Raw genomic sequence first — 11,152 nt, forward strand, 5'->3', positions numbered from 1 at the left:
GATGGGCGCGCTGCATTTCCGGGGCACCGGTCTGCCCGACGAACAGCCGGTCGAATTCTGGGTCGACAACGGTGTGATCTCGACGGAACCGGTTCCCGGCGCCGAGACCGTGTGTGAATCCGGGTGGATCGTTCCCGGTCTCGTCGACGCCCACTGCCACGTCGGCATCAGGTTCGGCGGCGGCGGTGGCGAGAGCGTCGAGGGGTTGATCGCGCAGGCGGAGACCGAGCGCGACTGCGGGGTCCTGCTGATTCGTGACGCGGGTTCGCCGGTCGACACCCGGTTCGTCGACGACCGCCCCGACCTGCCGAGGATCATCCGCGCCGGGCAGCACATCGCGGCCCCCAAGCGCTATATCCGCGGACTGCCGGTCGATCTCGAGGACGAGTCGCAGTTGCCCGACGAGGTGGTGCGCCAGGCCAGGGCCGGTGACGGGTGGGTCAAGCTCGTCGGCGACTGGATCGACCGCTCCGCGGGCGACCTGGCGCCGTTGTGGAGCGACGACATCCTCGTCGAGGCGATCGCGGCCGCGCACCGCGAAGGGGCTCGCGTCACCGCGCACGTCTTCGCCGAGGATGCGCTTCCGGGCCTGATCAACGCCGGAATCGACTGCATCGAGCACGGCACCGGGCTCACCGACGAGACGATCGAGCTGATGGTCTCGCACGGAACCTCGCTCGTCCCGACGCTGATCAACATCGCGACGTTCCCGGACATCGCCGAGTCCGCCTCGCGGTTCCCGCTTTACGCCGCGCACATGTGTGACCTGCACTCGCGGGTGAAGGACACGATCGGTGCCGCTCACGACGCGGGGATCCCGATCTACGCCGGCACCGACGCGGGCGGATCGATCGTCCACGGACGCATCGCCGACGAGGTCGAGGAACTGAAGGCGGTCGGACTGACCCCGTCCGAGGCGCTCGGCGCCGCGTGCTGGGACGCGCGGACCTGGCTCGGACATCCGGGGGTGGAAGAGGGTGCGTCCGCGGATCTGCTGGTCTTCCGCAGCGACCCGCGCGCGAGCAGCGACGCCCTCGCCGCGCCCGATGTCGTGGTGCTGCGGGGCAACGTCGTCAAGACCCGATGACCTGGTTTCCCCCTGACGGTGTTCGTCTGGCAGAATGAACCGCTGTTCGTCGCATCCGGTCACGCACCGCGCGGCGGTCACAGATTAGAGGCAAAACCGGGCGCGCTATTCCTGCGCGTCGCCGAATTGCACGTGACGTGTGGGCACACTCGTGTGCGCACTGAAGGAGAAGTACAGCAGTGGCTGTCAAGATCAAGCTCACCCGGCTCGGCAAGATCCGGAACCCGCAGTACCGCATCGTCGTCGCCGACTCCCGCACCCGCCGCAACGGCCGTGCGATCGAGACCATCGGCAAGTACCACCCCAAGGAAGAGCCCTCGCTGATCGAGGTCGACTCCGAGCGCGCCCAGTACTGGCTCGGCGTCGGCGCTCAGCCCACCGAGCCCGTCGAGGCCATCCTCAAGATCACCGGTGACTGGCAGAAGTTCAAGGGCCTTCCGGGCGCCGAGGGCACCCTCCGCGTCAAGGAAGCCAAGCCCACCAAGCTGGAGCTGTTCCAGGCTGCGCTCGCGCAGGCCGAGAACGAGCCCGTCGGCGAGGCCATCACGCCCAAGAAGAAGAAGGCGAAGGCCGAGGACGCCGAGGCTGCTGCCGAAGCTCCCGCCGAGGCTGCTGCAGAGTCCGAGGCTGCTGACAAGTGAGTGCCGTCGTCGCCGATGCCGTGGAGCACCTCGTTCGTGGCATCGTCGCCAACCCCGACGACGTTCGTGTCGAGCTGATCACCGGGCGTCGGGGGCGCACTGTCGAGGTGCACGTCAACCCTGACGATCTCGGCAAGGTCATCGGCCGCGGTGGTCGCACCGCGACCGCTCTGCGCACGCTGGTCTCCGGTATCGGTGGCCGCGGGATCCGTGTCGACGTCGTCGACACCGATCAGTAGAGGCCTTACAACAGTGGAGCTCGTCGTCGGCCGTGTCGCCAAGTCGCATGGCATCAAGGGTGAGATCGTGGTCGAGGTTCGTACCGACGAACCCCAGGATCGATTCGCCGTCGGTGCCGTGCTGCGGGGGCACAAGCCGCGCGAGCAGTCTGTGAGCACGTACACCGTGGAAGCCGCCCGGGACCATTCCGGGCGGCTTCTGCTGCGCCTCGAGGGTGTGTCGGATCGCACCGCGTCGGATGCCTTGCGGGGCACGTTGTTCGTCATCGACAGTGCCGAACTCGAGCCCTCCGACGACCCCGACGAGTTCTACGATCACGAACTCGAAGGACTGTCGGTGCGCCTCGCGGACGGCACCGAGGTGGGCACCGTCATCGAGGTATTGCATTCCGCGGCAGGCGAATTGCTCTCGATCCGCCGGGCGGGCGAACAGTCCGGCGAACTCCTCGTCCCGTTCGTGGCCGCGATCGTCACGTCGGTGTCCGTCGCCGACGGTGTCGCCGAGATCGATCCGCCGGAAGGGCTGCTCGATCCCGACTTCGGTGAATCCACCGACGGGAAGTGAGTCGGTAGCCATGCGTCTCGACGTGGTCACCATCTTCCCCGAATACCTCGAACCGCTTCGAGCGGCGTTGCTCGGCAAGGCCATCGACAAGGGCCTCATCTCCGTCGACGTGCACGATCTGCGGGACTGGACGCACGACGTCCACAAGGCCGTCGACGATTCGCCGTACGGCGGCGGGCCGGGGATGGTCATGAAACCCACCGTGTGGGGGCCCGCGCTCGACGACGTCCTCGCCGCGGATGACGGCGACTCGGACACTCTGCTGGTCGTCCCCACACCGGCCGGTGTCCCTTTCACGCAGGCCACCGCCGAGCGCTGGGCGGGGGAGAAGCACATCGTCTTCGCCTGCGGACGTTACGAAGGCATCGATCAGCGCGTGTTCGACGACGCCGCCCGCCGTGTGCGCGTCGAAGAAGTGAGCATCGGCGACTACGTCCTCATCGGGGGTGAGGCGGCCGTGCTGGTGATGACCGAGGCGTTCGTGCGCCTGATTCCCGGTGTGCTCGGCAATCAGCAGTCGCACCAAGAGGATTCGTTCTCCGACGGCCTCCTCGAAGGGCCCAGTTACACGCGGCCGGCGACGTGGCGCGGACTCGACGTCCCGCCCGTCCTGCTGTCGGGTGATCACGCGAAGGTGGCTGCGTGGCGACACGAGCAGTCACTGCACCGCACCGCCGAGCGCCGTCCGGACCTGCTGCCCTGAAACGATTTCCGTGCCCGCCCGGGCACTAACCCTGGGGCTGCGCCCAGTCGTCGACGACACCGGTCGGGAACAGGGACTTCACGAACCCGGTTATCGTGTCTCGTGCATGCCGGGCGCTGGAATCGTCGGTGACGTCCGTGATCGCGGTGTCCGGGTACGACTCCTCGTCGTCCTCGTACCGGATGTCCTCCTGCGACGCGACGGCCACGATGTAACGGTTGTCCTCGCCGATCAGCCCCGTCGACACGTGGATCCACCGATCGCCCACACAGCACATCCAACCCTGCTTCACCCCGACGACGCTCTCGCCGGGCAACCCGTCGGGGATGCCGAACCGCTGGTCGTAACCGTCGATCGCCTCGGGTGTCGCCGAGCGCAGATAGCCGACGAACTCGGCGATGCGACCCGGGCCCAGGCCGTCGCGGTCGTCGAGAAGCCCGGCATAGAACGTCACGAGGTCGGCGGCGGTCGTCTCGGTGTTCCACCACAACCCGTCCCAGGGCGGTGTGGTCGCCGCGAGTCCGTACCGCCCGGCGACGTCGACGACGAGATCCGAGCCGCCGAGATCGTCCCAGAGGGTGTTGGCCGCGTCGTCGTCGGAGGATTGGAGCATCCGCGTCACGAGGAGACGGTCGTAGTCGGACAGCGGCCGCTCACCGAGCGCGTCGAGATGATACATCTGGGCGGCGATGAACAGCTTGGCCAGCGACGCCGTTTCGACTGGTTCGGCGGCGGCGCCCTCCAGGTAGCTGCCGGTGGCGTGGTCCAGAACGGCGATCGACACGTCGGCGCCGCGCTCGGCGGCCGCCATCGCGACCGCCGCCGAGATGCGTTCGGCGAGGGGTGCGGAGACGGGGACCCGCGCGGAGGGGAACGGCTCGGGGCTCACGGTCACGGCGTCACCCGCCGGCGGGTCGTCACCCGCCGGCGGGTCGTCGGCCGGGAGGAGATCGGGGGTCGCGACGGCCGGTGACGTCGCCGGGATGTCGACCACCGAGTTGGTCTCGGTGGGGATGGTGCAGGCCAGCGGCGCACCCAGCAGGAAGACCATGACCGTCAGGCACCGGATCAGCCTGGACATGAAATTCTCCCGAGATTTCCGTGACGGCCTCACCGCCGGCGATATTGTCTCAGAGTAGCGGTAGGGTCCATTTCCGTGACTCTCAAGACCGTGAACCAGCGCATTGCCGAGGAGCTCGACGTCCGGGAGGGACAGGTCGCGGCCGCCGTGGACCTCCTCGACGGTGGAGCCACCGTGCCCTTCATCGCCCGGTACCGCAAGGAAGTCACCGGAACGCTCGACGACGCTCAGCTCCGCCAGCTCGAGGAACGCCTGAGGTACCTGCGGGAACTGGACGAGCGCCGGGTTGCCGTGCTCGAGTCGATCGACTCGCAGGGCAAGCTCGACGACCAGCTGCGCGGGCAGATCATGACGGCCGACACGAAGGCGCGCCTCGAGGACATCTACCTGCCGTTCAAGCCGAAGCGTCGCACCAAGGCGCAGATCGCCCGCGAGGCCGGTCACGAACCCGTCGCCGACGCACTGATCACCGACCCCTCCACCGATCCGGCGTCCTACACGGCCGAACAGCTCGAGGGTGCGCGCGCGATCCTCGTCGAGCGCTTCGCCGAAGACGCCGACCTGGTGGGTGAGCTCCGCGAGCTGATGTGGACCCGCGGGCAGCTGGTGTCCGCGGTCCGCAAGGGTAAGGAGACCGACGGCGCGAAGTTCGCAGACTACTTCGAGTTCTCCGAGCCGTTCGGCAAGCTCCCGTCCCACCGGATCCTGGCGGTGCTGCGCGGCGAGAAGGAAGAGGTGCTCACGCTCACCCTGGCGCCCGACACGGAGGAGCCCGTCCCCGGCGAGCCCACCGTCTACGAGGGCCGGATCGCCGGCCGGTTCGGCATCGCCGACCGCGGCAGGCCCGCCGACCGGTGGCTGCTCGACACCGTGCGGTGGGCGTGGCGCACCAAGATGATCGTCACGCTGGGCATCGACACTCGGATGCGCCTGCGACAGTCGGCGGAGAAGGACGCCGTCGACGTGTTCGCCAACAACCTGCGCGACCTGCTGCTGGCAGCGCCTGCCGGTACCCGCGCCACGATGGGCCTCGACCCCGGTTTCCGGACCGGCACGAAAGTCGCGGTCGTGGACGCCACCGGCAAGGTGGTGGCCCACGACACGATCTATCCGCATCAGCCGCAGAACAAGTGGGACGCCTCCCTGGCCACCCTCGCCGGTCTCGTCGCCAAGTACGGCGTGGAGCTCGTCGCCATCGGGAACGGCACCGCCTCCCGCGAGACGGATGCGCTCGCGACCGAGCTGATCGCCAAGTCGGGCGCCACCAACCTGACGAAGATCGTGGTGTCCGAGGCCGGCGCGTCCGTGTACTCGGCGTCCGCGTACGCCTCGGCGGAGCTGCCCGACCTCGACGTGTCGATCCGTGGAGCAGTCTCCATCGCGCGCCGCCTGCAGGATCCCCTCGCCGAACTGGTGAAGATCGACCCGAAGTCGATCGGCGTCGGTCAGTACCAGCACGACGTGTCGGAGACGCTGCTCGCACGGTCGCTCGGTGCCGTCGTCGAGGACGCGGTGAACGCGGTCGGCGTCGACGTGAATACCGCGTCGGTGCCGCTGCTGTCCCGCGTGTCCGGAATCGCCGGTTCGCTGGCCGAGAGCATCGTCGCGCACCGGGACCAGAACGGCCCGTTCCGCAGCCGCAAGGGACTCAAGGACGTCGCGAGACTCGGTCCGAAGGCGTTCGAGCAGTGCGCCGGCTTCCTGCGCATCCCCAACGGGGACGACCCGCTCGACGCGTCCAGCGTCCACCCCGAGGCCTACCCGGTGGTGCGCAAGATCGTCGGCGCCAGCGGCACCGGCGTGCGCGAGATCATCGGCAACGCGTCCGCGCTCCGCAGCCTGAACCCGGCAGACTTCGTCGACGACCGGTTCGGTCTCCCCACGGTCACCGACATCATCGGTGAGCTCGAGAAGCCCGGTCGCGACCCCCGCCCCGAGTTCAAGACGGCCACGTTCGCGGCCGGCATCGAGAAGGTGTCGCACCTGAAGCCGGGGATGACCCTCGAGGGTGTCGTCACCAACGTGGCGGCGTTCGGCGCGTTCGTCGACATCGGCGTCCACCAGGACGGCCTCGTGCACGTGTCCGCGATGTCCCACAACTTCGTCAAGGACCCGCGGGACGTCGTGAAGTCGGGCGACGTCGTGAAGGTGAAGGTCCTCGAGGTCGACGAGGCCCGTCAGCGCATCGGGCTGTCGCTGCGGCTCGACGACGAGGTCGGGACCGGCCGCAAGAACGACGGTCCCCGCGGCGGCGGACAGCGGCAGGATCGGCGGGGAGGCGGGCAACCGCAGGATAAGCGCGGCGGCAAGCCGCCGCAGCAGGGTGGACGCGATCGTGGGCGTGACTCCCGCCCGGCGCCCGGCGGTTCGATGGCCGACGCGCTGCGGAAGGCGGGGTTCGGCAAGTAAAGAGGTCACCATCCCGACACGAGCCTCCACTTTTCGATGGAGTGACCAGTTCTTTACTGGGATAGTGGATGCCGATGTACGAATGGCTGGATCGGGAAATCGTCGGGCACGGGCGCCTGCCTCTGCTCTTTTTCCTGCTCGGGTTTCTCGCGGCTTTCCTGTTCATCCGGTTGAGCGTGCGGATGATCCGCGCGGAGGTGTCGTGGTGGCCGGGCAACGTGAAACCCGGCGGGCACCACGTCCACCACGTGGTGTTCGGCGTCGTCACGATGCTCATGTCGGGAGTCGCCCTCATCGCCGTGTACGAGGACGGCACCCAGACCACCGGCGCCGTCCTCGCCACGTTCTTCGGGATCGGCGCCGCGCTGGTGCTGGACGAGTTCGCGCTGATCTTCTACCTGCAGGACGTGTACTGGGCGGATGAGGGCCGGACGTCGGTCGATGCCGTGTTCGTGGCGATCGCGGTGACGGGGCTGCTGCTCCTCGGACTCCGGCCGCTCGAACTGATCAACGTCACCGACTTCCGGGATTCGCCGGATCCCTGGGTGCGGGTCGCGATCGCGTTGTCGTCCGTGATCAACCTGCTCATCGCGGCGGTGGTGCTGCTGAAGGGGAAGATCTGGACCGGGCTGCTCGGCCTGTTCATCTTCCCGATCCTGCTGATCGGGGCGCTCCGATTGAGCCGGCCCAGCGCACCGTGGGCCCGGTGGCGCTACACCGCAAAGCCGAAGCGGATGCTCCGGGCACTCGAACGGGAGCGGAAGTGGCGTCGGCCGGTCATCCGGGCCAAGATCTTCGTGCAGGACTTCATCGCGGGGACTCCCAGCGCGGAGCACGTGAAAGAAGCCGCGGAACATGCCAGGGTGGCGGCCGAGGTCGAACTCGACCATGTGGTGCATGCGGCGCCACCGCCGATTTCTCTTCACCCGGTGGCGTCTGGCACAATGGACGGGTTGCCTGGACCAGGCAGCAATACTTGATCTGGGCACGAACCAGACGAGCACCGGTGTTCTCCGAACGTCCAGGTGCCGCTCGGTTCCTCTGCTCCTGCGAAAACGCAAGGATGGAACACCGATGAACACTCTCGATTTCCTGGACAAGAAGTCCCTCCGCGACGACATTCCCGAGTTCCGTCCCGGCGACACCCTCAACGTGCACGTCAAGGTCATCGAAGGCTCGAAGGAGCGTGTGCAGGTCTTCAAGGGCGTCGTGATCCGCCGTCAGGGCGGCGGCGTCCGCGAGACCTTCACCGTCCGCAAGGTCTCCTTCGGTGTCGGCGTCGAGCGCACCTTCCCGGTCCACAGCCCGAACCTGGCGCAGATCGAGGTCGTCACCCGCGGTGACGTCCGTCGTGCCAAGCTGTACTACCTCCGCGATCTGCGTGGCAAGGCCGCCAAGATCAAGGAAAAGCGCTGACCTTTCCGATGAGCCCGGCACTGCGTACTCGCAGTGCCGGGCTAATCTGATTTCGTGACAGATTCTTCGAAGGAGCGGGCATTGTCGTCGGAATCCGAGACCACCGGCGATTCGGCCGCCACCTCCGCCGTGAACGGCGGTGCGGCGGAGCCCGAGAAGAAGCCCCGCTCCTTCCTCCGCGAGTTGCCGATCCTGATTCTGGTCGCGCTCGTTCTGAGCTTCTTGTTGCAGACGTTCGTCGCCCGGGTGTATCTCATTCCGTCGGAATCGATGGAACCGACGCTGCACGGGTGCGCGGGCTGCACCGGCGACCGCATCGTGGTCGAGAAGATCGGTTACCGCTTCGGTGAACCGCAACCGGGTGACGTCATCGTGTTTCGCGGCCCCGATTCGTGGTCGCAGGATTTCGTCTCCACCCGGTCCTCCAACGTGGTGATCCGCGGTGCGCAGGAACTCGGTTCCCTCGTCGGACTCGTCCCCCCGGACGAGAACGACCTCGTCAAGCGTGTGATCGCCACCGGCGGTCAGACCGTCGAATGCTGCGACGACCAGGGCCGCATCCTGGTCGACGGCAAACCGCTCGACGAGCCCTATGTCGTCATGGACTTCCCGTTCGTCCCCGGCTCCCAGGCCTGCGACACGGCGCTGAAGTCGGCGCGCTGCTTCGGCCCGGTCACCGTCCCCGACGGCCACCTCTGGGTGATGGGCGACAACCGCAGCAACTCCGCGGACTCGCGGTACCACGTGGGCGACGACATGCAAGGCACCATCCCGCTCGACAACGTGATCGGTAGGGCGGTCTTCATCGCGTTGCCGCCGTCGCGGATGGGCACGATCAGTTCACCCGATATTCAGGGCAAGTGACTTCCTGGCCTCCACGCATCGTCATTCGCAGGTCGTCCGGTCTGCGGACGATGGAGTCGGCCCTGGTCCGCAGCGGCCTCGGGCCGGTGGCCGGTGTCGACGAGGCAGGCCGGGGTGCGTGTGCGGGCCCGCTCGTCGTGGCGGCCTGCGTGCTCGCGCCGAAGCCGTATCCGGCGCTGGCGCGCCTCGACGATTCGAAGAAGCTCACCGAACGCACGCGTGAAGAGCTGTTCCCGGCCATCACCCGGCTGGCAGTGGCGTGGAGCGTCGTGTCTTTCCCGGCCGAGGAAGTCGACCGCATGGGTGTGCACGTAGCCAACATCGAGGGCATGCGACGTGCCGTCGCGGGCCTCTCGACCACCCCGGGTTACGTTCTCACCGACGGCTTCCGAGTCCCGGGGCTCCCGGCCCCGTCACTGCCGGTGATCGGCGGCGACGCCGCGGCGGCATGCATCGCGGCGGCGAGCGTGCTGGCCAAGGTGTCTCGTGACCGGGTGATGGTCGCGATGGACGAGACACATCCCGGTTACGGTTTCGCGATCCACAAGGGTTACAACACCCCCGCGCACTTGACGGCGCTCGAGAAGCTGGGCCCGTGCCCGGAGCACCGCCGCTCGTGGTCGAACGTCGCGGCGCTGCTACACCGAGTGGATAACAGTTCCGGAAGTGCGAGATGATGACAATTCACACCAGAGCAGGAGGACTCCGAGACCGATGAGTGCCGAGGATCTCGAGAAGTACGAAACCGAGATGGAGCTGTCGCTCTACCGCGAATATCGGGACATCGTCGGTCAGTTCTCCTATGTCGTGGAGACCGAGCGCCGGTTCTATCTGGCCAACTCGGTGGAGTTGCTGCCGCACAACGCGGACGGAGAGATCTACTTCGAGCTGCGGATGTCCGATGCGTGGGTGTGGGACATGTACCGTCCCGCGCGCTTCGTGAAGTATGTCCGGGTTATCACGTTCAAGGACGTGAACATCGAGGAGCTCGACAAGCCGGACCTGCGGCTCCCCGACAACGGTCTGTCCTGACGGTCCGAAGTTCTCGTCCGCGTACGATCATCCGATGACCGGACCGAGGCGCGTTGCGCTGGCTCTGGGTAGCGGCGGTGCACGGGGGTACGCCCACATCGGAGCGATCCAGGTACTCGAGGAGCGCGGGTTCGAGATCGTCGGCGTCGCAGGATCGTCGATGGGTGCCCTGGTGGGTGGACTCCACGCCGCGGGCAAGCTCGACGACTTCACCCGGTGGGCGATCGGCCTGACCCAGCTCGACGTCGTGCGGCTTCTCGACCTGTCGGTGTCCGCACCCGGAGCTATCCACGCCGAGAAGATCCTGCAACGGGTCAGAGAAATGCTCGGCGAGATCCGCATCGAAGATCTTCCCATTCCCTACACAGCCGTGGCCACCGATCTCGCTGCGGGGCGGTCGGTGTGGTTCCAGCGAGGACCCGTCGACGCGGCCATCCGTGCGTCGATCGCGATCCCCGGTGTCATCACGCCGTATGTGCTCAACGGCCGGGTGCTCGCCGACGGTGGGGTGCTCGACCCTCTGCCGATGGCGCCGCTCGTCTCCGTGAGCGCCGACCTGACCGTCGGGATCAGCCTGAGTGCCGAGGATCGGGACGGTCGCTCCCTGGCCCCGGAGAACGTCAGTGCGGACTCGCGACCGGTGGACGAATGGGTGGCCCGCTTCCGCCGGAGCGCCGCACAGCTGCGTGACCTGGACATCGTGCGGTCGGTCGTCGGGCGGTTCGGCGCCGCGCACACTGACCCGGATCCGTCGGACGAGCAGGTCGGCCAGGTGATCGGCGATCAGACCGTGGTCGAGGGCGACGCGGTGGCAGTCCCGAAGTTCAGCCGGTTCGCGGTGATGAACCGTTCGCTCGACGTGATGCAGGCGACGTTGGCGCGCTACCAGCTCGCCGCGTACCCACCGGACGTGCATGTTCGGGTGAACCGGAACGCGTGCCGCAGTCTCGACTTCCACCGTGCCGCCGAGATGATCGAACTTGGTCGGGTGCTCACCGGGCGTGCGCTCGACGAGGCCGGACTCGTTTCGCCGGCAGCCGTCGCGTCTTCCGCAGAGTCGAACGTCGAGCCCACCTGACAGGTGGAAGGGCCGGGGCTGCGCACGCAGCACCGGC

Annotated in this window: 13 protein-coding genes; 12 read left to right on the forward strand and 1 reads right to left on the reverse strand. The window is 67.5% G+C overall.

Annotated elements, in window-relative coordinates; genetic code table 11:
• Window position 1: 1 nt before the first annotated feature.
• The 5 genes from ACFVJ3_RS00740 (at window position 2) to trmD (ending at window position 3,235) form a co-directional block, all read left to right on the forward strand.
• The gene (locus tag ACFVJ3_RS00740) at window positions 2-1,087 is read left to right on the forward strand and encodes an amidohydrolase family protein (RefSeq protein ID WP_378450223.1); all 1,086 of its coding nucleotides are present in this window, start codon (window positions 2-4) and stop codon (window positions 1,085-1,087) included.
• A gap of 179 nt (window positions 1,088-1,266) precedes the next feature.
• The gene (rpsP, locus tag ACFVJ3_RS00745; RefSeq protein ID WP_378450224.1) at window positions 1,267-1,728 is read left to right on the forward strand and encodes a 30S ribosomal protein S16; all 462 of its coding nucleotides are present in this window, start codon (window positions 1,267-1,269) and stop codon (window positions 1,726-1,728) included.
• Window positions 1,725-1,967 (forward strand): RNA-binding protein, encoded by a 243-nt coding sequence (locus ACFVJ3_RS00750; protein WP_005240479.1) that lies wholly within the window; start codon window positions 1,725-1,727, stop codon window positions 1,965-1,967. The genes rpsP and ACFVJ3_RS00750 overlap by 4 nt, the downstream gene beginning before the upstream one ends.
• Before the next feature lie 13 nt (window positions 1,968-1,980).
• The gene (gene rimM / locus ACFVJ3_RS00755; RefSeq protein ID WP_378450225.1) at window positions 1,981-2,532 is read left to right on the forward strand and encodes a ribosome maturation factor RimM; all 552 of its coding nucleotides are present in this window, start codon (window positions 1,981-1,983) and stop codon (window positions 2,530-2,532) included.
• Between the two features lie 10 nt (window positions 2,533-2,542).
• Window positions 2,543-3,235: a tRNA (guanosine(37)-N1)-methyltransferase TrmD gene (gene trmD, locus ACFVJ3_RS00760; protein WP_378450226.1), complete on the forward strand. Its 693-nt coding sequence runs from the start codon at window positions 2,543-2,545 to the stop codon at window positions 3,233-3,235.
• 25 nt (window positions 3,236-3,260) lie between these two features.
• Here the strand turns inward: trmD and ACFVJ3_RS00765 are convergent, their stop codons facing one another.
• The gene (locus ACFVJ3_RS00765) at window positions 3,261-4,316 is read right to left on the reverse strand and encodes a serine hydrolase (protein ID WP_378450227.1); all 1,056 of its coding nucleotides are present in this window, start codon (window positions 4,314-4,316) and stop codon (window positions 3,261-3,263) included.
• Between the two features lie 75 nt (window positions 4,317-4,391).
• Here ACFVJ3_RS00765 and ACFVJ3_RS00770 point away from each other — a divergent pair, with 75 nt between their 5' ends.
• From ACFVJ3_RS00770 to ACFVJ3_RS00800, 7 genes are all read left to right on the forward strand, one after another.
• Window positions 4,392-6,725, forward strand: a complete 2,334-nt coding sequence (locus ACFVJ3_RS00770) for a Tex family protein (RefSeq protein WP_378450228.1) — start codon at window positions 4,392-4,394, stop codon at window positions 6,723-6,725.
• Between the two features lie 74 nt (window positions 6,726-6,799).
• Entirely contained in the window at window positions 6,800-7,705 is a 906-nt protein-coding gene (locus ACFVJ3_RS00775) for a hypothetical protein (protein ID WP_378450402.1), read from the forward strand.
• Between the two features lie 94 nt (window positions 7,706-7,799).
• The gene (gene rplS, locus ACFVJ3_RS00780) at window positions 7,800-8,141 is read left to right on the forward strand and encodes a 50S ribosomal protein L19 (protein WP_005240490.1); all 342 of its coding nucleotides are present in this window, start codon (window positions 7,800-7,802) and stop codon (window positions 8,139-8,141) included.
• Between the two features lie 81 nt (window positions 8,142-8,222).
• Window positions 8,223-9,005 (forward strand): signal peptidase I, encoded by a 783-nt coding sequence (lepB, locus tag ACFVJ3_RS00785; protein WP_378450403.1) that lies wholly within the window; start codon window positions 8,223-8,225, stop codon window positions 9,003-9,005.
• Window positions 9,002-9,682, forward strand: coding sequence for a ribonuclease HII (locus ACFVJ3_RS00790; protein WP_378450229.1), 681 nt, complete (start codon window positions 9,002-9,004; stop codon window positions 9,680-9,682). The genes lepB and ACFVJ3_RS00790 overlap by 4 nt, the downstream gene beginning before the upstream one ends.
• A 37-nt stretch (window positions 9,683-9,719) precedes the next feature.
• Window positions 9,720-10,037: a DUF2469 domain-containing protein gene (locus ACFVJ3_RS00795; protein WP_005240496.1), complete on the forward strand. Its 318-nt coding sequence runs from the start codon at window positions 9,720-9,722 to the stop codon at window positions 10,035-10,037.
• Window positions 10,038-10,071: 34 nt separating this feature from the next.
• On the forward strand, window positions 10,072-11,115 hold the full coding sequence (locus ACFVJ3_RS00800) for a patatin-like phospholipase family protein (protein WP_378450230.1): 1,044 nt from the start codon (window positions 10,072-10,074) through the stop codon (window positions 11,113-11,115).
• The last annotated feature ends 37 nt before the right edge of the window (window positions 11,116-11,152 follow it).

This window comes from Rhodococcus sp. NPDC127593 (genome assembly GCF_042671975.1).
Lineage (GTDB): Bacteria > Actinomycetota > Actinomycetes > Mycobacteriales > Mycobacteriaceae > Rhodococcus_F.